The 21,491-nt window shown below is 59.6% G+C and carries 21 protein-coding genes and 2 pseudogenes; 8 read left to right on the plus strand and 15 right to left on the minus strand.

Going from position 1 to position 21,491, the window contains the following annotated elements; translation table 11 throughout:
- Positions 1 to 493 precede the first annotated feature (493 nt).
- The 8 genes and pseudogenes from BM160_RS20250 to BM160_RS20285 all read right to left on the minus strand — a co-directional run.
- The gene (locus BM160_RS20250) at positions 494 to 1,438 is read right to left on the minus strand and encodes an electron transfer flavoprotein subunit alpha/FixB family protein (RefSeq protein ID WP_092007975.1); all 945 of its coding nucleotides are present in this window, start codon (positions 1,436 to 1,438) and stop codon (positions 494 to 496) included.
- Positions 1,439 to 2,188 (minus strand): electron transfer flavoprotein subunit beta/FixA family protein, encoded by a 750-nt coding sequence (locus BM160_RS20255; RefSeq protein WP_092007976.1) that lies wholly within the window; start codon positions 2,186 to 2,188, stop codon positions 1,439 to 1,441. It lies immediately after the preceding gene.
- A 61-nt stretch (positions 2,189 to 2,249) separates the two neighbouring features.
- Positions 2,250 to 3,317 (minus strand): LacI family DNA-binding transcriptional regulator, encoded by a 1,068-nt coding sequence (locus tag BM160_RS20260; RefSeq protein WP_092007997.1) that lies wholly within the window; start codon positions 3,315 to 3,317, stop codon positions 2,250 to 2,252.
- Positions 3,318 to 3,368: 51 nt separating this feature from the next.
- Entirely contained in the window at positions 3,369 to 4,970 is a 1,602-nt protein-coding gene (locus BM160_RS20265) for a GMC family oxidoreductase (RefSeq protein WP_092007977.1), read from the minus strand.
- 3 nt (positions 4,971 to 4,973) lie between these two features.
- Positions 4,974 to 6,374, minus strand: a complete 1,401-nt coding sequence (locus BM160_RS20270) for an FAD-binding oxidoreductase (protein ID WP_092007978.1) — start codon at positions 6,372 to 6,374, stop codon at positions 4,974 to 4,976.
- Entirely contained in the window at positions 6,371 to 7,213 is an 843-nt protein-coding gene (locus BM160_RS20275; RefSeq protein ID WP_092007979.1) for a shikimate dehydrogenase family protein, read from the minus strand. Before BM160_RS20275 ends, BM160_RS20270 begins: the two co-directional genes overlap by 4 nt.
- Positions 7,214 to 7,217: 4 nt before the next feature.
- The gene (locus BM160_RS20280) at positions 7,218 to 8,651 is read right to left on the minus strand and encodes an aldehyde dehydrogenase family protein (protein WP_218156635.1); all 1,434 of its coding nucleotides are present in this window, start codon (positions 8,649 to 8,651) and stop codon (positions 7,218 to 7,220) included.
- Between the two features lie 38 nt (positions 8,652 to 8,689).
- Positions 8,690 to 8,842 (minus strand): annotated as a pseudogene (locus tag BM160_RS20285) (SDR family oxidoreductase); the annotation flags it as partial.
- 661 nt (positions 8,843 to 9,503) lie between these two features.
- Between BM160_RS20285 and BM160_RS20290 the strand changes: the two are divergent.
- From BM160_RS20290 to BM160_RS22425, 8 genes and pseudogenes are all read left to right on the plus strand, one after another.
- Positions 9,504 to 10,406: a LysR family transcriptional regulator gene (locus BM160_RS20290; RefSeq protein ID WP_092007998.1), complete on the plus strand. Its 903-nt coding sequence runs from the start codon at positions 9,504 to 9,506 to the stop codon at positions 10,404 to 10,406.
- A 164-nt stretch (positions 10,407 to 10,570) separates the two neighbouring features.
- Complete coding sequence (locus BM160_RS20295; RefSeq protein ID WP_092007981.1) at positions 10,571 to 10,855, plus strand: UxaA family hydrolase; 285 nt, start codon at positions 10,571 to 10,573, stop codon at positions 10,853 to 10,855.
- 2 nt (positions 10,856 to 10,857) lie between these two features.
- The gene (locus BM160_RS20300) at positions 10,858 to 12,027 is read left to right on the plus strand and encodes a UxaA family hydrolase (RefSeq protein ID WP_177219093.1); all 1,170 of its coding nucleotides are present in this window, start codon (positions 10,858 to 10,860) and stop codon (positions 12,025 to 12,027) included.
- A gap of 35 nt (positions 12,028 to 12,062) precedes the next feature.
- Positions 12,063 to 13,097, plus strand: a complete 1,035-nt coding sequence (locus tag BM160_RS20305; protein ID WP_092007983.1) for an Ldh family oxidoreductase — start codon at positions 12,063 to 12,065, stop codon at positions 13,095 to 13,097.
- A 39-nt stretch (positions 13,098 to 13,136) separates the two neighbouring features.
- A complete protein-coding gene (locus tag BM160_RS20310; RefSeq protein WP_255369016.1) occupies positions 13,137 to 14,135 on the plus strand; it encodes a Bug family tripartite tricarboxylate transporter substrate binding protein in 999 nt (332 codons plus the stop codon).
- Between the two features lie 52 nt (positions 14,136 to 14,187).
- Positions 14,188 to 14,367, plus strand: coding sequence for an IclR family transcriptional regulator domain-containing protein (locus tag BM160_RS23185; RefSeq protein ID WP_369821810.1), 180 nt, complete (start codon positions 14,188 to 14,190; stop codon positions 14,365 to 14,367).
- Positions 14,321 to 14,625, plus strand: a pseudogene (locus tag BM160_RS20320) (hypothetical protein); the annotation flags it as partial. The gene BM160_RS23185 and the pseudogene BM160_RS20320, both read left to right, overlap by 47 nt.
- Positions 14,626 to 15,104: 479 nt before the next feature.
- Positions 15,105 to 15,395: a hypothetical protein gene (locus BM160_RS22425; protein ID WP_255369017.1), complete on the plus strand. Its 291-nt coding sequence runs from the start codon at positions 15,105 to 15,107 to the stop codon at positions 15,393 to 15,395.
- On the opposite strand, the gene BM160_RS20325 is transcribed toward BM160_RS22425, so the two are convergent.
- The 7 genes from BM160_RS20325 to BM160_RS20355 form a co-directional block, all read right to left on the minus strand.
- Entirely contained in the window at positions 15,299 to 16,486 is a 1,188-nt protein-coding gene (locus tag BM160_RS20325) for a MalY/PatB family protein (RefSeq protein ID WP_092007985.1), read from the minus strand. The genes BM160_RS22425 and BM160_RS20325 overlap by 97 nt on opposite strands.
- 15 nt (positions 16,487 to 16,501) lie before the next feature.
- The gene (locus BM160_RS20330; protein ID WP_218156634.1) at positions 16,502 to 17,668 is read right to left on the minus strand and encodes an amidohydrolase; all 1,167 of its coding nucleotides are present in this window, start codon (positions 17,666 to 17,668) and stop codon (positions 16,502 to 16,504) included.
- Between the two features lie 66 nt (positions 17,669 to 17,734).
- Entirely contained in the window at positions 17,735 to 18,010 is a 276-nt protein-coding gene (locus BM160_RS22430) for a hypothetical protein (RefSeq protein ID WP_143093303.1), read from the minus strand.
- Positions 18,011 to 18,135: 125 nt separating this feature from the next.
- Positions 18,136 to 19,122, minus strand: coding sequence for a Bug family tripartite tricarboxylate transporter substrate binding protein (locus BM160_RS20340; protein ID WP_092007987.1), 987 nt, complete (start codon positions 19,120 to 19,122; stop codon positions 18,136 to 18,138).
- 183 nt (positions 19,123 to 19,305) lie between these two features.
- Positions 19,306 to 20,034, minus strand: coding sequence for an amino acid ABC transporter ATP-binding protein (locus tag BM160_RS20345; protein WP_143093305.1), 729 nt, complete (start codon positions 20,032 to 20,034; stop codon positions 19,306 to 19,308).
- Between the two features lie 14 nt (positions 20,035 to 20,048).
- Entirely contained in the window at positions 20,049 to 20,756 is a 708-nt protein-coding gene (locus tag BM160_RS20350; RefSeq protein WP_092007989.1) for an amino acid ABC transporter permease, read from the minus strand.
- 10 nt (positions 20,757 to 20,766) lie between these two features.
- Positions 20,767 to 21,468 (minus strand): amino acid ABC transporter permease, encoded by a 702-nt coding sequence (locus BM160_RS20355; RefSeq protein ID WP_092007990.1) that lies wholly within the window; start codon positions 21,466 to 21,468, stop codon positions 20,767 to 20,769.
- Positions 21,469 to 21,491: the final 23 nt, after the last annotated feature.

Here is a 21,491-nt window from a genome sequence, read left to right on the forward strand (position 1 = left end):
AGGCCGATTGCCTCACTCGCCAACATAGACAGGGACGCGATGTTTACCCCGCGTCAGGGCCTTTGCGGCGGACTACCGCGCGAGCGGTTTAGTCCATAGGCACTGTGAAGACTGTTGACTGCCCGAAACCGACTTCCGTTATGCAGCGAAAACGGTCCGTCGCCGCATACCCTGGATTTGAATCGGTTACTCCAGACCGGTCATTGCCACCGCTGTTCCATTGCGGTCATTTAACGGGTGCGTTCGATCGGGAGATGCTATGTAGGGCTACTCAATCGAGACGGGTTGAGCTAAAAAAGGGCTTTCAACCTGGGTAATCCTACTTTCGGTGCAGATTGACACGGTCAGTGGTAGAAATCCCCTTCGAATCAACAATTTGTACTGTTCATGGTTTTCAAATCGGGCTGCCATCGTAAGTGCTTGTCGGAATTAGACTTTTCCCTCTGAAGCGCACCGAATTACACCGAAAGTACGATTACCCCAGGTCGACGAACTACAGCGCGGCCACCAATTCCGGCACGGCAGTGAACAGGTCCACTTCCAGGCCGTAATCAGCCACGCTGAAGATCGGCGCCTCGGCGTCCTTGTTGATCGCCACGATGACCTTGCTGTCCTTCATGCCAGCCAGGTGCTGGATGGCGCCCGAGATGCCGATGGCCACGTACAGCTGCGGCGCCACGATCTTGCCGGTCTGGCCCACCTGCCAGTCGTTGGGCGTGTAGCCGGCGTCGACGGCGGCGCGGCTGGCACCGAGTGCCGCGCCCAGCTTGTCGGCCAGCGGTGTCAGCACTTCATTGAACTTCTCGGCCGAGCCCAGGGCCCGGCCACCCGAGACGATGATCTTGGCGGCGGTCAGTTCGGGGCGGTCGCTCTTGGCGATTTCGGAACCCATAAAGGTCGACTGGCCGCTGTCGGCGACCCCGGCCAAGGTTTCAATGGCCGCCGAGCCGCCCGTGGCCGCAGCCGCATCAAAGCCGGTGCTGCGCACGGTGATGACCTTGGTCGCATCCAGGCTTTGCACAATGGCAATCGCATTGCCGGCGTAAATCGGGCGCTCAAAGGTGTCCGCCGCATCAACCTCGGTGATGTCGGAAATCTGCGCCACATCCAGCGTCGCGGCCACGCGCGGCGCAATGTTCTTGCCCGAGGCGGTGGCCGGAAACAGGATGTGCGAGTAGCTGCTGGCAATGGCCAGCACCTGGGCCGCCATGTTCTCCGCCAGGCCATGCTCAAAGTGCAGGCCCTCGACATGGATGACCTTGGCCACGCCGGCGATCTGGCTGGCAGCCTGGGCGGCGGCGGCGGCCTCCTTGCCGGCCACCAGCACATGGACCTCACCGCCGCTCAACTGGGTGATGTGGGCGGCAGCGGTCACGGTGTTGAGGGTGGCGGGCTTGAGGCTCGCGTTGTCGTGTTCGGCAATTACAAGTGCGGTCATTTAGATCACCTTCGCTTCGTTTCTGAGTTTGTCGACCAGGGCGGCGACGTCGGCGACCTTGACACCGGCGCTGCGCTTGGGCGGCTCGCTGACCTTCAGTAGCTTCAGGCGCGGCGTGACATCGACGCCAAGCTCTTCGGGCTTGAAGTTGTCGAGCTGCTTTTTCTTGGCCTTCATGATGTTGGGCAAGGTGACATAGCGCGGCTCGTTCAGGCGCAGGTCGGTGGTGATGATGGCCGGCAAGGTGAGCGCCAGCGTTTCCAGGCCGCCGTCGACTTCGCGCGTGACCTTGGCTACGGCGCCTTCGATTTCGACCTTGGAGGCGAAGGTGGCTTGCGGCCAGCCCAGCAGCGCGGCCAGCATCTGGCCGGTCTGGTTGCAGTCGTCGTCAATCGCCTGCTTGCCCAGGATCACCACCTGCGGCTGCTCTTTCTCGACCAGCGCCTTGAGCAGCTTGGCCACGGCCAGCGGCTGCAGTTCTTCGGCGGTTTCGACCAGGATGGCGCGGTCTGCGCCAATGGCCATGGCGGTGCGCAGGGTTTCCTGGCATTGCAGCACGCCGCAGCTGACCGCGATGACCTCGGTCACCGCGCCTTTTTCCTTCAGGCGCGTGGCTTCCTCGACGGCGATCTCGTCAAAGGGGTTCATGGACATTTTCACGTTGGCGATATCGACGCCGCTGCCGTCTGATTTGACTCGGACTTTGACGTTGTAGTCCACAACGCGTTTGACGGGGACAAGAATCTTCATTGTTGCTTTCTTCAAATTTTCGCGATGAGCTTCAATTCAGCGTACTTGTGTACGCTGGTGATTAGCCCGAGGCCGACAATGACGCTCGCTTGGAGCGACCAAGGCTTGATGTCTTTTGAATCGAAAGAAGACTTTTCCGAATGACAACTGTTGTCTCAAGAGGCGAAAAAGCGGGCATCTCCCGTCCCTCGATCAGCTCGACGATACGCTGGGCAGCAAGGATGCCAATTTTTTCGGTGGGTACATGCACCGTGGTCAGTGGCGGAACCACGATGGCTGCGTGCTCAATGTCGTCGAAGCCCGTGATTGACAAATCCTCAGGGACCCGGATACCACGGATTCGGCATTCGTCGATGGCGCCAATTGCCTGCAGGTCCGTGCCGCAGATCAGCACGGTCGGGCAGTCTTCGCTGCCCATGAAACGTCTAACGGCTTCGCGGCCGCCTTCGAAGTTGAAGGGTTGTTCCGTCACCCAGTCCCGCCGCAAGGAAATTCCTGCTGCCTTGAGTGCCGCACGTGTGCCCGCAACCCGTGCCCGCGCGCGCTCGTTACTTACCTCGAAGCCGTTGCACAAAGCGATTCGCGTATGACCACTTTCCACGACTACTTTGGCCATCTCATAGGCAGCGTCATAGTAGGAAAAGCCCACGCAATGCGGATAAGTTGAATCATCAAAGGACCAAGTCAAAACGTACGGCAGACCATATTGACGCGCCAATTCATACACTTCGTGTGAATGATCGGTACCAACCAGTACGATGGCATCCACACCGCGCTCGACAATAGCCCGTAATAGGTCAATTTCTCTTTGAGGCTCGTACTCATGGCTTGCCACCAGCAATTGGTAGCCATATTTCCACAACGTTTGCTGAAGCTTGTGTATGGAAACGGAAAAAATCGGATTGCTCAGCGTAGGATAGATCGCGGCCACGGTTCGTGTCCGCCTAGATGCCAACGCTTGGGCCGCACCATTGCGAACGTAACCCAGCTGGGCGACCGCCTGCTGGACTTTTGCAAGGGTCGCCGGCTTAACCTCGTTGGGAACGGAAAGGGCACGCGAGGCACTGCCCAGCGACACACCCGCCAGGCGGGCGACATCAGCAAGGGTGGAGCGACGATCAAGGGTCATTTTGGTCAAGAAGTGAGTTAGAGTAAGTTCTTGAAGCAATCCTAACTACTTTCATGCTTGGTGGGCTGCGTCCTCCAAGATAAGATCGGCACCCTTTTCTGCAACCATCATGACGGCTGCCTGAATATTGCCCGACACCATCTTGGGCATAACCGATGCGTCGACGATGCGCAGCCCTTCCAGGCCACGCACTTTTAATCGCACATCAACCACTGCCGCGTCGTCTTCGCCCATCTTGCACGTGCCGATGGGATGGTAAATCGTCTGGCCATTTGCACGTGCGAATGCCAGCCAGTCAGCATCACCCTGCACACCAGCTCCAGGGCTCATTTCATCAACAATGTACGGCTTCAACGCAGGTCGGCCGACAATCCGCCGGGCGATCTGCATGCTGCGAATCATGCACTCCTGATCGACCTTGCTTGCCAGAAAGTTCGGGCGAATCGAGGGGCCGACTGCGGGATCGCGAGAATTAATGTGGATCGTCCCAACAGACTCTGGCCGCAGTTGCGTGACCCCAATGGTCATACCTGGCGCCGTATCCAGCACCCGCTCGGCCGCGTTGGCATAACTCGCGTGCACAAAGAAATACTGCGCATCAGGTGTCACCATTTCAGGGCGCGTCTTGATAAAGGCATGTACAAGACCAGTTCCCAACGTCAGAATACCGGAACGCCGTGCAAAATATTGGGACACGGCCAGCCCGAGACGCCAGTTGCGGGACATTTCATTCAGAGTGACCGTGCCCTTGACGCGCCAGTTCATGCGGGTCGCGAAATGGTCAATATAGTTTTCACCGACACCCTGCAGCACGTGATGGACGGGAATTCCCAAGGACTGCAATAAAGAAGGTTGACCGATGCCGGAAAGCTCCAGAAGCTGAGGCGACTGGATCGCGCCTGCGGCAAGAATCACCTCAATGTTCGCAGCGACCGTTATCTCGCGTCCATCCTGGCGATACGTCACGCCCACACATCGCTTCTCACGAAATTCCAGGCGCAGAACATGCGCATGAATTTCAACCTTCAAATTTTCTCGCTGCAAGGCTGGTTGCAAGTAGCCATCGTAAGCGCTCCAGCGCTGTCCGCCGCTTTGAGTCACCTGGTAATAGCCGACGCCGTCCTGTTGCTCGGCGTTGTAGTCCTCGTTGTAGGGCTGGCCATCCTCGTTCGCTGCCTTCAAGAAAGCGTCTGAAATCGGAAACCTTTCGCGGACCTGGTCCAGCTTCATCGGTCCATCATGCCCACGGGCAGGTCCGCCTTTGTCGTAGTTTTCCAGCTTGCGAAAATATGGTTCAACGTCTTTGAAGCTCCAGCCATGCGCGCCGCCGTCCCTCCAAGCATCGTAGTCGCCAGCCTGGCCGCGAACGTAGATCATGCCGTTGATCAGCGTCGAGCCTCCCAGCCCTTTTCCTCGTGGGACTGAGATCACGCGGCTGTTTGTACTCTCCTCTGCCTCTGTCTGGAAACGCCAGTTGTACTTCTTGTTTGTCAGTAGCTTACTGAACCCAGCAGGAATGTTGATCCACATGCTTTTGGGCTCTCCCCCCGCTTCCAGCACCAGTACGCGATGGCGCCCGGATGCCGTCAGACGGTTGGCCAGAATGCAGCCGGCAGTTCCGCCGCCGACGATGACGTAATCAAACGAGTCCATTTTTTACTTTTCTGCGTGTAATGACGCCAAAATCTTGCCGGGGTTCATCAACCCGGACGGATCGAGCGCATGCTTGACGCACCGCGCTAGTTCGAGTTCCGGCAGAGAGCGGCAACGTTCGAGTTCCTTGACCCGGTACTGGCCAATCCCGTGTTCGGCCGAAATACTCCCACCGTGAGCAACCACAATGTCGTGGACCAGCGCATTGAGCGCACTGCCATCCGTGGAAGAAGATACGACCAGGTTGTAGTGAATGTTGCCATCGCCGGCATGGCCGAACGCATTGATGCGTGCTTGCGGAAATGCCCCGGCGACCGCAGCGCCGGCCTCACGCAGGAATGCGGGTATGGCCGGAATCGGGACGGAAACATCGTGCTTTACGGAGCGCCCTTCGCGCGACTCGGCCTCCGTGATGGATTCACGCAATGCCCACAATTCGCTCTCCTGGCGCTCAGATTCCGCGATGACACCGTCGGTGGCGTCCTCGCGTTCGAGCACTTCACCCAGCAAATTCTCGACGGCCTCGCGCAAGCTGGGCAAGGAAGAACTTGCTTCGAGTAGGACGTACCACTCTGATGGCGCCAGTGGGACCTTCAAGCCCTGATGGCGCTCGACCAGTTCCAGGGCGGTGCCAGACATCAACTCAAATGCGTTCAGGGTTTCGCCGATGCCCTGCCGCGCAGCGCGCATCACCTTCAGCGCAGCCTCTGGGCTCGGAACAGCCAGAAGTACTGTCACCGTATTACGGGACATGGGCGCCAGCTGCAACACAGCGGCCGTAATAATCCCGAGCGTGCCTTCGGTGCCGATAAACCACTGCTTCCAGTCGTAACCGGCGTTGTCCTTGCGCAAGCGACGCAGGCCGCTGACGATTTCGCCATTTGCAGTGACCACTTCAAGTCCGAGCACACGGGTTCGGGCCATGCCATAACGCAAAACATTGGTCCCGCCCGCATTGGTACCCAGGATACCGCCGATGCGGGCAGACCCTTCGGCCGCGAGGCTGATAGGCAGCAAAAGACCGGCTTCGGCTGCCGCTTCCTGTGCTGTTTGCAAAATGCAGCCCGCCTCGACCTCCATGGTTTCGCCAACCGGGTCGATATTGCGGATAGCGCTCATGCGGGCCAGTGAAATAACTACCTGCGCGCCGCTGTCGTCGGGCGTCGCCCCTCCCGAAAGTCCGGTATTGCCACCATGAGGCACCATGGGTACGCCGGCGGAGGCGCACAGACGCACGACTGCTGAGACTTCCTGCGTATTGCGCGGTAACACCGCGCAGCGTGCCTTTCCGTGAAAAATGTGACGCCAATCAGTGTTGTATATCTCAAGATCAGTGGCTTCAGTGACAACACCGCGGTCACCGACGATCGCACGCAGGCTGTCGATAAAAGTTAAGTCTGTCATGCTGCGGCTCCATTAGGCATTGCTGATTCAACGCGCTCGTCTCCATTGAGCGCACCCATGAACGCGGCCATCAGTTCGATTTGGCAGGAGAGCATCGGCGCGCCGAAGTGAATGCGACAGCCCTTCTTGCGCGCGGCGATCAGCAACGGCGTTTCGGCGGGCTGCATGATGATTTCGGCAACCATCTGTGCCGCCGAGAGGCGTTCCACGTCCAGCGGCAACGCATCTCCCGCGCGCAGACCCAGGGATGTGCCATTTACAACGAGGTCGTGGCCAGACGGATCGTCAGTTCCGGCATTCAGTGGGAGATCAGGGAAATCGAGCGCAATGCGGCCGATCAATTCCAACGCCTTCTCAGGCGTACGGTTTGCGATAGTCAGACGCGTCACCCCGGCTTGTGCCAGTGCGAACGCAATAGCGCTGGCAGCTCCCCCTGCACCCGCGAGATAGGCGCTACGGCCGCAAGGTTCTATTCCATTGCGGCGCAGTCCGGCCACGAAGCCATCGCCATCGAGTATGCCGCCTATAAGACGGCCCTCGGGCGTGCGCCTCACTACATTCACGGCGCCAATGCGTGCTGCCGCCGGCGTGAGCTCGTCGCAAACCGAGGACATCGCTGTCTTGTGAGGCACAGTGACCACGAAGCCGGCCAGATTGTGCATCTGGCGAAGTCCCTGGACCATCGCTTCCAAACCATCGACGCTGACATGAAATGGCACCATGACGCCATCAATCTGGCGCTCACGCAAGAGGCGATTGATGCCTTGAGGGGTTTTGACATGGTGAATCGGATCGGCCAGGATGCCAAAGATGCGGGTGTTTCCGGTGATTTCTTGCATGTTGTCAAGCCTGGGTATAGGTTGTTTTCACTGCGGTATAGAACTCGCGGGCGTAAGTACCCTGTTCACGCGATCCGTAGCTTGAGCCCTTACGGCCACCGAATGGTGCGTGATAGTCAACGCCCGCTGTCGGCACGTTGACCATCACCATGCCGGCCGTTGAGTTGTGTTTGAAGTCGGTCGCGTATTTCAAGGAAGTGGTGCAGATGCCCGAAGAAAGACCGAACTCCGTGTCGTTGGCCACTTCAAGGGCTTCTTCGTAGTTTTTCACACGAATGACGCTCGCGACCGGCCCGAACACCTCCTCCCGATTAACACGCATGGCGTTGTGTGTGTCGGTAATCAACGCGGGCGATAGGTAAAAACCAGGTGTCGCACGCGCTAACAATTCACCGCCAGCAACGACCCGGCCACCCTCTTCACGGGCACTCGCAATGTAGAAAATATCCTGATCAAGCTGATCCTGCGAAGCGACAGGTCCAATGTCGGTTCCGACCTTGAGCGCATGGTCCGTCTGCAGCTCGGCCATACGCTCGACCATGGCAGCGACGAACCGGTCATGGATGCCTTCCTGGACGATCATCCGGCTCGATCCTGTGCAACGCTGGCCGGTCGAAAAGAATGAACCATTGATGGCCACAGAAACTGCTTGGTCCAGTTGCGCGTCGTCCAGAATCACGAGCGGGTTCTTTCCGCCCATCTCGAGTTGTACTTTGGCTCCTCGCTCCATGCACTTCATGCCGATCTGACGTCCGGTGCTCGTCGAGCCAGTAAAGGTTAAGGCACGCACCTTGGGTGAACTCACCATGGCATTGCCGACCTTGGAACCCGATCCCATCACCAAATTGAACACGCCAGGCGGAAGTTCGCCAGCGCGCACTATGATTTCGGCAAGCGCCCAGGCACTGCCTGGCACGAGGTCGGCCGGCTTGAAGACCACGGTGTTGCCGTATGCCAGGGCCGGTGCGATTTTCCAGGCCGGAATGGCGATGGGAAAATTCCACGGGGTGATGATGCCGATGACCCCCTCCGCTTCGCGCACCACATCGACATCCACGCCAACGCGTATCGAAGCCAGCTTCTCGCCACCAAGGCGCAGAGCTTCGCCGGCGAAGAACTTGAAGACGCGGCCCGCCCTGGTAGCTTCCCCAACGCCTTCTTGCAACGTCTTGCCCTCCTCACGCGACAAGAGACGACCAAGCTCTTCGCGACGCGCAAGGATTTCAGTTCCGATTCGGTCCATGGCGTCTGACCGATCTTCGGCGGTACGGCGCTGCCATGTGACCCGCGCGTCATATGCGGCATCGATGGCTTGGAGTGCCTGGACTTCGCTTGCCCGGGCGTACTCCCCGACCACATCCCCAGTGTCAGAAGGATTGATGTTGCGATTGATGTCGCTGCCCGCCGCCCATTCGCCGGCAATGTAATTCATGTTCAGTTTCGAGCTCATAAATGCATCCTGTCTTTGTTTGGAACTCAGGTCATCAACCAGCCGCCGGCGACATCAATCACCTGACCAGTAATAAAGTCAGCCTGCCGCGAGGTTAGAAAGAGGCAGGCATCGGCAACTTCAGCGAGTTTTCCGAGCCGGCGCAACGGCGTCACGCCGATGACGGCGTCGTTGGACGCGGCGGGCGCACCCGCCAGACTCGTTGATTCACCGACATGCTGGTTTGCGTCAACAGCGTCGGCCTTGACCAGGACGACTCTGCTTCCATTAACTCCGCCTGCTGCGTTGCGCTCGTTAACTGCAATCTGCATTCCCCGAAAACTTTCATCGCCAAGCAACGCCAAGCCGTCGCTTAGCAGGTAAAGGGCTCCGAGCTTGAGATCGGCCGCGTTGGCCGTATTGACTCCCAATGCCGCAACGCAGCCAATCGCAATGGCGAACAGTTTGAGTTTTTTGAACACTTGTGCCTCCTAAGCCAACAAAGCGTTAAATCGTTAAAATATATGAAGCGCTTCAGATTATGAAAATAGGCTTTCATACTAATAGCTAAAACCTTGTCAGAATTATATATGAAGCGCTTCATTTATGGAGTGTGGGAACAATAAAATTTCCTATGATCCTTTCCGTCTCGGTCTTCGAGAAAACCCAGCTTTCATGCGCCCTGCAGCTGAGCTTTCCAATTCCAGAAACATCGCTTGGCGATATTCAGTTGAATTTGTTCAACTTTTAAACGGACACTACTGGAAATTTGATTTATTTGAAAGATATTAGGAGACGAACCATGGACTTTCACCGGGGCGCAGACCGCGCCGTTGCTTCGCTGCTCGGGTGGCTGCCTGCATGACCCCTGACCAGTTGCGCACCTTCGCCGTAGTAGCCTCGCACCGCAACATCAGCGGCGCTGCGCTAGAACTCAACCTGTCCCAACCGGCGGTCTCGGGACAACTGAAACTGCTGGCTGAATCCTTCGGCGAGGCGCTCTACCACCGGCACGGGCGCGGCATCCAGTTGACGCCGGCGGGGGAGCAGCTTGCCCTGTTTGCCGGGCACATCCGCAAGGCCCACGACGAGGCGGTGGCCATGCGCGTCGCATGGCGTGAGGGTGGCGGCATCCTACGCATAGGTGCCAGCACTACGCCGGCCAGCTACCTGCTGCCGCACCTGGTGGCCCGCTTCCACGCGGAATGTCCGAAGGTCAAGGTAGCCATGATTCGCAGCGGCAATTCGGCGGAGATTGCCAGCCGGCTGCCAGAGCTCGACATCGGCTTCATCGAGGGGCCGGTTCCGAAAGAGATGCCTGCCGATACCGCCGTTCTGCATTGGTACACCGACCAGGTCGCCGCCATTGTTCCGGCGGGACATTCGCTGCTGGGCGCGCGCAAGCCCGTTACGCTGGCGGAGCTGGCGCGTTACCCCCTGGTGTGGCGCGAGGCTGGTTCCGGCTTGCGGCGTCTGGTGGAGGCGGTATTCCTGTCACACGGCATCGTGCCCGCCGACATCCTGGACGTGACCAGTATCGAGGGCGTGAAGGAGGCTGTGCGTGCCGGCATGGGCGTGGGATTCATCTCGGGCATGGCCATGCGCGACGGCGACCCGACGCTGGCAACCGTGCCGCTAGCCGATGGGGCCGAGTTCCGTCGCCAGTTCAGCATGCTGGTGACCCACCACACCAACGCTTCGCGCGCCTGCCGGGCCTTCCAGGCCATGAGTCTCACGGTGGGGGCCGACGTCGCCACGCTCTGACAACGGGGCGCTCAGCGCCACCGAATCATCGGATTTTCCGATGGATTCCATCCGAAAAGACGACTACGTTTTCGCGACCGGTGCCCCTAGAATTCCTGGCAGTGCCATCGGCCGGCGCACAGGCGGCCAACAAGGCGTGTCCACGAACAACAGGAGACAGCAGCGTGAGCCAAGTGATTATTTTGCATCCCAAGGACAACGTCGCCACGGCGGTGGCCGACCTCGCCCCAGGCGACAGCGTGCCGGCGTCGGACATCGCCAGCGTCAAGGTGGCCGAGGCCGTGCCTTTCGGCCACAAGATCGCCCTGGTGGCTATCCCGGCCGGCGAGCCCATCTACAAGTACGGCGAGCCCATCGGCCTGGCGTTGAAAGACATTCCGGCCGGCGGTTATGTCCATGTGCACAACGTCGACAGCCAGCGCGGCCGCGGCGACCTGAAGGGAGCATGACCATGGCGACGAATGATCTGAATGATGGCTTCTGGGGCTACCGGCGCAACAATGGCGACGTCGGCATCCGCAACCGGGTGGCGGTGCTGGCGGTGACCGATAGCGTGAACGGTGTCGTGCGGCACCTGGCGCAACTGGTGCGACAGACCCTACCGCTGGCGGTGTGGTACGGCCGCGGCCAGTTTGGCGACGACGACACCATTTTCCGCCGCACGCAAGTCGGTCTGGCGAGCAACCCCAACATCGCCGCGGTGTTGGTGGTCGGGCTCGAGAGGGTGACGACGCAGCAGGTGGCCGACGGCATTGCCAAGACTGGCAAGCCGGTGGCCATGATCTCGGTGCAGGATGTCGGCGGAACCATCGAGGCGCTGGCCCAGGGCATGCGCCTGCTGATGCCGCTGGTGCAGGACGCGTCGGCCGTCCGGCCCGAGCGCATTCCGCTGTCGGAGCTGATCCTGGGGGTGGAATGCGGAGGCACCGACACTACTTCGGGCATCGCGTCCAATCCCGCGCTGGGCTGGGTGGCCGACCGGGTCGTCGATGCGGGCGGCCGGGTCTACCTCTCCGAAACCTCGGAATGGATGGGTGCCGAGCACATCCTGGCCAAGCGCACCAAGGACCCGAAGGTGAGCGAGGCCATCGCGGCGGCCGTGCGCCGTATCGAGGACGATGCCATTGCGCGCGGCGTCGATATCCGCGGCGCCAACCCGGTGCCCGACAATATCCGCGGTGGCATCACCACGATCGAGGAAAAGTCGCTGGGCGCCATCATCAAGGGCGGCACCACGCCGATATGCGGGCTGCTGGCCTACGCCACCAAGCCGGCGGGCAAGGGCCTGTTCCTGATGGACACCGCAGCGCCCGCGGCCGAGTCGATGACGGGACTGTCGGCCGGCGGCGCGCAGATCATCATCTTCACCACGGGGCAGATGAACATCATGGGCTGCCCGGTGTCGCCAACGATGAAAATCACCGGCAACCCCCGCACCGCCAAGCGGCTGGCCGACAACGTGGATGTGGACGTGTCCAAGATGCTGGAGGGCGAAACGGTCGCACAGGCCGGGCGAAGGGTGTTCGATGCGATGCTGTCGACCGCCAGTGGCCGCCTGACCCGGTCCGAGACCCTGGGCGACGAAGAGATCGCCATCAGCCGCACCCAGCCGACGGTGTAGGGTAGCACTGCGTCCCCCAAGAAGGAGTTCAAGCGATGTCGGACAACGAAGTGCGGGTTCCCATCCAGGAGGTCGAGGACGTGCTGCGCCGCGTTTTCTCCCAAGTGCATCTGCCGGAGCGGGAGGCGGCGGTGCTGATCGATACGCTGCTGGACGCCGAGCTGCGCGGCGTCGCGAGCCACGGCCTGTCGCGGGTGAAGATGGTGCGACAGAAGATCGTCAACGGTTCGGTCGTCCTGCCGGCGAACCTGGAGCGCCTTGCGGACCGGCATGCGGTCGCCCGCTGGGACGGCCAGCATGGACTGGGTCAGTGGATTGCTCACCAGGCCATGGAAGACGCCATCAGCAAGGCGTCGCGCTATGGCATCGGCGCGGTGTCGGTGCGCAACAGCCAGCATTTCGGCACGGCCGGCTACTACGCCGCCATGGCCACGGAACGCGACATGGTGGGCATGGTGTTCTCCAATGCGTCGCCGCGGCTGGCCCCGTGGGGAGGCTCACTGCCGCTGCTGGGCAACAACCCGTGGTCCATCGGCATGCCGACCCATGTAGCCGGCATTCCCTTCGTGCTGGATATCTCCAACGCCACGAGTTCGGCAGGGCGCATCCGCCTTGCACAGAAGCGCGGTGAGCGGATACCCGACACCTGGGCCCTGGACGGTAATGGCGAGCCGACGACCGACCCCGCTGCGGCGCTCGCCGGCGTCCTGCTGCCGTTCGGCGGGCACAAGGGCTACGGCATCACCCTGGCGGTAAGCATGCTTGCCTCGCTGCTAGCGGCGGGCGTGCCCGATGCCGAAGTCGAAACGATGGACGACCCCGACCGCAAACAGCGGGTCAGCCACTTCTTCATTGCCATACATATCGATTTCTTCATGCCCGTCGCCGAATTCAAGCGGGAAATGCAGGCTTTGGTCGACAGCCTGCACGCGACGCCGAAGCTGCCGCGCACCGATCGCATCTATTACCCCGGCGAGCGCGGATACCTGCAAAAGCTGCAGGCGATGGCCGCCGGCACTGTGGCCCTGCATCCCTCGGGGTGGAACACTATCGTCGCGCTGCTGGACTGACGCTGACCGCCGAACAACACCACAAAGCGAGAGACAAACATGCGTTCCTTTCCCCTTGCCGTGAACCCGCAACGCCGCCGTCTTGCCCTGGCCTCGCTGGCGGGACTGTGCCTGCCCGGCATGGCCACAGCGCAGCAGGCGGCCTACCCGGCCAAGCCGGTCACGCTGGTCGTGGGCAATGTGCCGGGCGGCTCCATCGACCTGTTCGCGCGTGCCTTGGCCAAACGCCTGCAGGACGTGCTGGGCCAGACGGTGCTTGTGGACAACAAACCGGCTGGAGGCGGCTTGATCGCCAACAGGCTCACCGCGCGGGCACCGGCAGACGGCTACACCCTGGTTGTGGTGACCTCGACCTTCACCGTTGGTGCGGCTATCCGCACCGACCTGGGCTATGACTCCGTCACCGGCTTCAAACCGGTTGCGATACTGGCCAAGGGGCCGCTGCTGGCCACGGTGGCGAGCAAGTCGCCTTTCAAGACCATTGGCGACGTGGTGGCCTATGCCAAGGCGAATCCGGGCAAGCTCAACTACGGCACTTCGGGCCTGGGCAGCATCAACCATTTCGCCACCGAGCTGTTTTCGTATGTGGCCGGGATCAAGATGACCCATGTGCCGTACAAGGGCATGGGTATGGCGATGACGGACCTGAGGGCCGGGCAGATCCAGGTCCTGTTCGCCAGCGCGCCGGCAATTCTCGGGCAGGTGCGAGACGGCGGCATCCGTGCGCTGGCTGTCACGTCCGAGGCACGCTCGCCGGTGGCACCGGAACTGCCGTCGCTGGACGAGGCGGGCTACAAGGGTAGCGCGTTCGAGACTTGGTGGGGCGTGCTGGCACCGGCGGGTACCCCGCAACTCGTCGTCGAGCGCCTCAATACCGAGATCAACAAGATCGTTCAGTCGAAGGAAATGAGGGATTTCTTCCTGAAGGAAGGAGCCGATGCGTTGGTCATGAGGCCGGCGGAGTTCGAGGCTTTTGTGGCCGCCGACATCCAGCACCTAAAAAAGGTGGCCAAGGCTTCCAATATCCGATCCGACTGAGTGGCCGGCTCACGTCGGCTGGTACTGTTCGTTGCTGACGTTCTCCTTTTCGGTGGGGGAACGAGAGTCCGACATTGCAGCGTTGGCCGCACTGGTGTTCGGCCCGGACGATGCTGTGGTCGGGTCGATCTCGATCTCCGGTCCGTCCAGCCGGTTTGCGGAATCGGTCCCGCCCTCGCACTCGGCTGACCGATCAACAAAGACGCTGGCTCAAACGAAGACAAGCCGTTGAGCCGGAGATCGGGCACACCAAGCACGACAACGGGATGGATCGGGCTGGCTGAAGGGGCAAACGGGCGACGCGCTGCACGCGGTGTTGTGTTCGGCGGGCTACAACATCCGCTGGTTGCTGCGCGCGATTGTGCGCCTGGGGCTGAGGGGCCTTTATTTGCGCCTGGTGATGCTGCGCGCCGTGTTGTCTCGCACACCGCAATGGGCGTCGGGCGCATGTGCCTGGCGATATTCAGGTGTTGCTCGCGGATTCGCGTGAATTTTGCAGGGCCGACTATCTGATTGATTTTTGCCACTTGTGCGATTACCTGGCGGGGGCCGCCAAGGCCTGCGCCAAGCATGGCCTCGATGGGTGGAGGAACCTCCAAAAAGAGCGACTGAAGGCGGAGCTGCTGTCTGAAGTCATGAAGGCGCTGCATCCATTTCAGGAGCCACAAACCACGCCCATCGTGGGCACGCCAGTGTGTCAGTGTTACGGCTATATAGCCCACCGCCCAGGCCAGTTCAAGTACCAGGATGCGATGGCGGCCAACTTGCCGATTGGCTCCGGGGAGGTCGAGAGCGCACACCGATATGTGATCCAGAAACGGCTCAAGCGCCCGGCGCATGGCGGAAAGAAGACCATGCCCAAGTCATGCTCAACCTTCGTGCCGCACGCGCCAATCACCGATGGGATCACTACTGGAATGACAAGGCCGATTGAAATAGCGTCCAATACTTTTAAATGCACCCGGTCAGATCTTCCCGGTCAACCCCGGGATCCAGCGGATCCAGCGGATTCAGGAGCATCCGACCTTTCCTTCCGTGACGGCCATTGGCCAGCCGGTCGACGTGGCAGTGGTCGCCGTGCCCAACAAGCGCGCCGTCGATGCATTCAACGATGGCGCCCAGGCGGGTGTGGCGTGGCGTGGCGTGGTGAATAAACCAGAGGGTCAGCGATTAATTGCCTGGCGTAGCCGTTGCAGCGCTTCATCAACGGTGGCCCTGGGACAGCCCAGGTTGATACGCATGAAGCCATGCCCCTCTTGACCGAATTTCTTGCCGCTGTCCAGCCAGACACCCGCCTCTTTCAGCAGGAAGTGACTGAGATCGTCCGCGGAGCGCCCCAGACGGCGGCAGTCCAGCCAGGCCAGATAAAGCGCATCCGTCTTGAAACAGGTGATCTGCGGTATCGACTTTTGAATCTCTGCCGCCAGATACCGGTGGTTGCCCCCGACGTAGTCGAGCAAGGCCTCCAACCACGGCTCGCCGTGGCGGTAGGCGGCCTCGCAGGCCACCATGCCCAGGTAATTGACATAATGAAAGCCGCAGCGTTCCATGTGCACCCACAGTTCGTGGCGCAGGGACGCGTTGGGTACAAACAGGTTCGATACCTGCAGGCCGGCCACGTTGAAGGTCTTGCTGGGCGCGGTGCAGGTGATGCTGTTGTTGGCGGCTCCTTCGTCCAGGCTGGCGAAGGGAATGTGTTTGACCTGGCGGTTGAATATCAGGTCCTGGTGAATTTCATCGGCAATGACCAGCACACGGTGCCGCAGGCAGATTTCATTCATGGCCCGAAGCTGCGCCTCGGTCCAGACATTTCCGGTCGGATTGTGGGGATTGCACAGAATGAATATCTTCGGTGTATAGGTCTTGATCGCGGTTTCAAATATCTCCGGGTCAAATTCATAGTGGTCCGCACGCTCCACCAGCGGCGCATCAACGATGTGGCGGCCATTGACTTTGGGGATGTTGTGGAAAGGCCCGTACACCGGGGCCTGGATCAGCACGCGATCGCCGGGGGAGCTAAAGGCCTGGATGATGTAGGCGAGCGCCGACACGACCCCGGGTGACTTGAGAATCCACTCGGGAGAGACATCCCAGCCAAAGCGCTTTTTCTGCCAGTTCACGATGGCTTCATCGTACGAGTCGCCGCTCTGCGAGTAACCGAAAATGCCACGCTCTACCGCTTGATGCAAGGCCTCCACGACCACTGGCGGCGACTTGAAGTCCATGTCCGCCACCCACATGGGCAGCGGCTTGGCGGCGCATTCGTCAGGCTTCAGGAGTATGTGAGGACGATTCCACTTGATCGACATGGACTCGCGTCGGTCGACAACTTCATCAAAATCAAATTTCATGGAAAAGCCTGTGAGTCAAGAATTGAAAAAATTAATGGCGTATTGCGCATGCAGCGCCGCCCCGCGCGCCATGGCTTTCTCGTCGATATTGAACTTGGGGTGATGGTGCGGATAGCAGGCGCCGCAATCGGGGTTGCGGGCCCCCACAAACGCGAAAACCCCCGGGTAAGCCTCGAGAAATTCGCCATAGTTTTCTGAAGCCATCAGACACGGGTGCTGTATCAATGCAGCCTCCCCGGCGCTGTCGCGCGCCGCCGATGCGGCGATTTCACTGCAGCGAGCCTCGTTGTAGACAACGAGCCCCGTCCCACTGAACACGATCTCGGCCTTGGCCCGATAGGCTTCGGCCGTGCTGGTGACCATGCGAACCAGCGCCTCCTTGAGATGGGCGCGCGTCTCGCGGTTCGTGTTGCGCATGGTCCCAGACAAGGCAACCTGTTCGGGTATGACATTGGCGGCAACGCCGCCTTGTATCTTGCCGAAAGTCAAGACGGTTGCATGCACCGGATTGACCTCGCGGCTGATGAGGGCCGATGCATTAAGAATAATGGCGGCTGCCGCAATCACAGGGTCGATACCGCGGTCCGGGTTAGCGCCGTGGCAACCGACTCCCCGCACGACGATCTCGAATCTGTCGCCCGCGGCCATCCTCGGCCCGGCCTCCACCGAGATGCGGCCACTTTCTATCTCCGACCACAGGTGGATGCCGAAAACACTCTTGACGGGATGCTTGGCAAGCTCTTCAAGAATTTCCTTGGTGCCTCCGCCACGTTCTTCGGCCTGCTGAAAGCAGAGCTTGACCGTGCCGTGCAAGGAATCCCTGGCAGCCAACAGCACGCGTGCCGCACCGAGCAGCATCGCCACATGGCCATCATGACCACAGGCGTGCATGACGCCGGCGACTGCGGATTGGTAATCGAGGTGGGCGTTATCTTCCTGGATCGGCAGAGCGTCCATGTCGGCGCGCAACGCCACGATCTGGTCGGTTCGGGTGCCTTCGATGGTGGCCACCACACCGTGATCGCCCACCACCACAAAGGGGATGCCCAGCTTCTGCAGCTCAGCCTGGACTAGCTTCGAGGTCGCGTCCTCCTTGAACGATAGTTCGGGGTGGCGATGCAAGGTTCTGCGCAGGTCCACCATGTAGTCCAGATGCTGCTCGGCAATTTCCAAAGTTTTCATAAAAAGTCTCCATCTTTTAAAGTGTGCAGATTCAAGTACAAAGTGCGTCACTGGGCACGGTACCTATCATTGCAACGGGTGCAAAGCGGCTCGTGGAATCGTCCAGCAAGTTAGGCATGACCCCAGGTCCACCGGCTCGGCTGTTTTGGCGCCACCGCCGAAGGCATCGGCCGCATGCTCACGCAATTGGCGCTTCCATTCGGTGATCTGGTTGGCGTACATCTCGAACTGCTTTCCCCGCTCGGCCAACGCCCAAGTCTTCGCGCAACGCGGCCAAGGCCACTCGGGCTTGAACACCGGCGTATACGTGAAGCAGGTGCGCCGCGCTGATTTTTTGACCACGAAGAACTCCTTCTTGCCAGACTGATATCGGCCTCGCGTTAGCCCGGAGTTTCCACGTAAAGCGGTATTAAGAATTGCGGAGCCACTTCTGAATACTCACGCTTGCGTCATGCTTGATATTTCACTCATTCCGCTTTGATATCGGCATCCTTGATGACTTTGCCGTAAAGGCTGAAGTCCTCGTCCCAGACCTTCTTGAGCCCTTTGGGTCCCAAGAAAGCCGGATTAATGTTCGACTGGCGCATTTTGGCTGCGATCTCCGGGTTTTTCAGTGCCTTCTCAAACTCTGAGGCGATTTTTTCGATGACCTCGGGCGGCGTGCCTTTGGGGGCGAAGGCTCCGAACCAGGTGCCCCCCTTGTTGACTTGCGGAACAGGCAATTCACCGACGGCCGGCGTATTGGGAAAATCAGGGAAGCGCTTGTCGTCAAACACTGTCAGCAACTTGGCCTTTCCTTGCTTGACGTACTGCAGCATGGTCAGGTCGTTCACTAAGTCCAGCCGGCCTGCCACCAGGTCGCCGACCATAACCGCAGCCCCTTTGTAGGGAACATGATTCAGTTTGATGCCCCAACCTCTTTGCAGTATTTCGCCCACCACATGCGACTGGGAACCAATACCCGTCGTGCCATAACTAATCTTGCCAGGATTGGCCTTGGCGTAGGCAATAAATTCCGCGACATCTTTTACGGGCAGATCATTGCTGACGACCAGAACACCACGAAACTCACTAAGGCGCGCAATTGGCACCAGGTCTTTTTGGGTGTCGTAGGGCAGTTTCCGCAAATGCGGGGTAATGGCCATGATGCCGACGGGAGCCACCAGGATGGTGTAGCCGTCAGATGGCGCCGTCGCTGTGGCCTGAGCTGCAATCGACGCCCCTGCCCCTGTCCGGTTGTCGATCAAGAAAGACTGGCCCGTTGATTTCTGCATTTCCTGCGCGATGACCCGAAGCATCACTTCCATGCCACCGCCTGGAGCGAACGGGTAAATGATGCGCACGGGTTTTGAAGGAAAGGTACCCGCTGCTTGCGCAGAACCCATAGTTAACGCAGCAATGGCGACAGCTCCCGCAAAGGCGGTTGTCAGCGACTTAACAAAGCTTAACTTCATGATTTATCTCCTTCTGTAAAATTAGACTTTCATTGAAAGACTGTGAACATATGATCCACGGCCTGCGAAATGTCGTAACCCATTGGGTTTAGAGGCATTTCGCCTGTCGCGTCATAGACGCAAGAGTGATTCTGGCAAAACACAATTCTTCTCACAAAATGAAAAGTCTCAACTTGTTAGTGACTAAGCACGCCGTAATTCGGCAAGAAATGCGCGCGCGCGGGGACTGCTCGGCGCGGTGAAGAAAACGTCCGGTTTGGTGTCTTCTAGGATTTCACCGTCGGCCATGAAGATGATGCGATCTGCCACTTCGCGGGCAAATCCCATCTCGTGCGTCACACACAGCAGCGTCATGCCATCGTCGGCGAGTTCGCGGATCACCGCCAGCACCTCGCCGACCATCTCCGGATCGAGCGCGCTGGTCGGTTCATCGAAAAGCATGACTGGTGGCTCCATTGCCAACGTGCGCGCAATGGCAACGCGCTGCTGCTGCCCGCCCGAGAGACGACCGGGGTAGGCATCGCCCTTCTCTGCCAATCCGACCCTCTTGAGCAAGGCAGCAGCCCGCTGCCGGGCCTGCTCTCGGCTGAGCCCCAACAGATGCATCGGGGCCAGGCAGATGTTCTCGGTCACCGACAGGTGCGGAAACAGGTTGAACTGCTGGAAGACGAAACCAACGCGCTGGCGCATCGCATTGATGTCGCGCGCAGCGTTGCCGACGACCTGGCCTTCAATTGCAATCGAGCCTTTTTCGATGGGCTCCAGGCGATTAATCGAACGCAGCAAGGTGGATTTTCCGGACCCCGATGGCCCGCAGATAACGACCACTTCCCCCTGACGGAACGAAAGGGTGATGTCCTTTAGCACAGGCAGGTTGCCAAAGCGCTTGGTGACGTTCTTGAATTCGATGATGGGGTCAGAAGTGTTCATGCCGTAGTCTCCGCTTTGATTATTCCGTTCGCACCAGCAAACCTTCGCTCCAAACGCCGCCCGAAGAGGGTCAGGGGATAACAAAGAATGAAGTAGCTGAGCCCCAGGAGGATGAAAATTTCGGCTGAACGATTGCCCAGTAAGTCGTTCAATCCCATAAACTCCTCCGATATCTCGTGAACCCCGATCAACGAAGCCAGCGAGGTCTCCTTGATCAACAACACCAGCTGAGTGATGATGCTGGGCGTCACATTGCGCAAAGCCTGCGGCACGATAACCAGCCGCAGCGCGGCGCCATTACCCAGTCCCAGGGCGCGCGCCGCCTCGTATTGGCCGCGTGGAAGTGCCTGGATGCCTGCAACGATGACCTGCGACATGTAGGCGCCATTGAAGAGAGTCAAGGTAACGATCACCGACAACATCAGAGGTGCCCTCGGGCCCAGTAACAGGGGAACCAAAAAGTAAGCCCATAGCAGATGGACCAATAAAGGCACGCTGCGCATATAGAAAACGAACAGTTGGGCCAAACGGTTCAACCATCGCCACGGCGCGATGAGCGTCAACGCAAGCACCATGCCCGCCGGCAAAGCCAGCAGCAGCCCGGACACTGCCAATATCAGCGTCATGACCAAGCCGCCCAAGGGCCCATGGGGATAGAGACCTATCAGCAACTGCAGCCAGTACGTCTGAATGATATCGAGCATAGTTAGAACCTCAAGCTTGAAGAGAATTCCGGCGTTCGTACACCCGGCTCAGCAGTGTCAGAACAACGGCTACCAGCAGGAAGAACACAGAGGTGAAGGCGTAGGTCTCGACCGTCCGGAACGAGCTGTTTTGTACCGCCCGCGTCACATAGACGAGTTCGCCGACACCGACCATCAGCGCCACGCTGGTGTTCTTGGTGATGGTCATGGCCTGCCCCAACAGCGGCGGAATCACCGCCTTCAGCGCCTGCGGCAGGATGACCAGTCGAAAGCTCCTCACAAAACCGAAACCAAGTGACTGTGCAGCCTCCAGCTGACCATGTGGAATGCTGCGGATGCCACTGCGTAAGTCTTCGGAAATGAACGCCGATGAATACAGGATAAGCGCCACAAGTGACGCATAAAAGCCGACATCCTGCCGGTACAACCAGGCCTTGAGGGCATCAGGCAACAGCTCCGGTGCTCCAAAGTACCAAAACAAGAGATGCACGAGCAGCGGCACAGCACAAGTGATCTCCACGAACAAAGTCGCTGGCCGGCGCAGCCAGGACGACGGAGACAGTCGGGCAAACGACAAGACCGCCCCGAGCAGCATGCCGCCGAGCAAAGTGCCTCCCGTGAGTTCCAGCGTCGTTGCAATTCCTTTGAGCAGGATCTCACGGTACTCATCCCGCAGCACCACACCCCATTCGAAACCTTGGATCATGCTCATGGCGGCTGACTCGTTTCGGTTCG

Origin of the sequence: Polaromonas sp. OV174 (assembly GCF_900112285.1) — a bacterium.
Classification (GTDB): Bacteria; Pseudomonadota; Gammaproteobacteria; order Burkholderiales; family Burkholderiaceae_C; genus Polaromonas.

Bases quoted from the DNA above. Each gene is read 5' to 3' on its own strand.
- BM160_RS20250 (WP_092007975.1), bottom strand. From the start codon at position 1,438: ATGACCGCACTTGTAATTGCCGAACACGACAACGCGAGCCTCAAGCCC.
- BM160_RS20255 (WP_092007976.1), bottom strand. From the start codon at position 2,188: ATGAAGATTCTTGTCCCCGTCAAACGCGTTGTGGACTACAACGTCAAA.
- BM160_RS20260 (WP_092007997.1), bottom strand. From the start codon at position 3,317: ATGACCCTTGATCGTCGCTCCACCCTTGCTGATGTCGCCCGCCTGGCG.
- BM160_RS20265 (WP_092007977.1), bottom strand. From the start codon at position 4,970: ATGGACTCGTTTGATTACGTCATCGTCGGCGGCGGAACTGCCGGCTGC.
- BM160_RS20270 (WP_092007978.1), bottom strand. From the start codon at position 6,374: ATGACAGACTTAACTTTTATCGACAGCCTGCGTGCGATCGTCGGTGAC.
- BM160_RS20275 (WP_092007979.1), bottom strand. From the start codon at position 7,213: ATGCAAGAAATCACCGGAAACACCCGCATCTTTGGCATCCTGGCCGAT.
- BM160_RS20290 (WP_092007998.1), top strand. From the start codon at position 9,504: ATGACCCCTGACCAGTTGCGCACCTTCGCCGTAGTAGCCTCGCACCGC.
- BM160_RS20300 (WP_177219093.1), top strand. From the start codon at position 10,858: ATGGCGACGAATGATCTGAATGATGGCTTCTGGGGCTACCGGCGCAAC.
- BM160_RS20305 (WP_092007983.1), top strand. From the start codon at position 12,063: ATGTCGGACAACGAAGTGCGGGTTCCCATCCAGGAGGTCGAGGACGTG.
- BM160_RS20310 (WP_255369016.1), top strand. From the start codon at position 13,137: ATGCGTTCCTTTCCCCTTGCCGTGAACCCGCAACGCCGCCGTCTTGCC.
- BM160_RS20325 (WP_092007985.1), bottom strand. From the start codon at position 16,486: ATGAAATTTGATTTTGATGAAGTTGTCGACCGACGCGAGTCCATGTCG.
- BM160_RS20330 (WP_218156634.1), bottom strand. From the start codon at position 17,668: ATGAAAACTTTGGAAATTGCCGAGCAGCATCTGGACTACATGGTGGAC.
- BM160_RS20340 (WP_092007987.1), bottom strand. From the start codon at position 19,122: ATGAAGTTAAGCTTTGTTAAGTCGCTGACAACCGCCTTTGCGGGAGCT.
- BM160_RS20350 (WP_092007989.1), bottom strand. From the start codon at position 20,756: ATGCTCGATATCATTCAGACGTACTGGCTGCAGTTGCTGATAGGTCTC.
- BM160_RS20355 (WP_092007990.1), bottom strand. From the start codon at position 21,468: ATGAGCATGATCCAAGGTTTCGAATGGGGTGTGGTGCTGCGGGATGAG.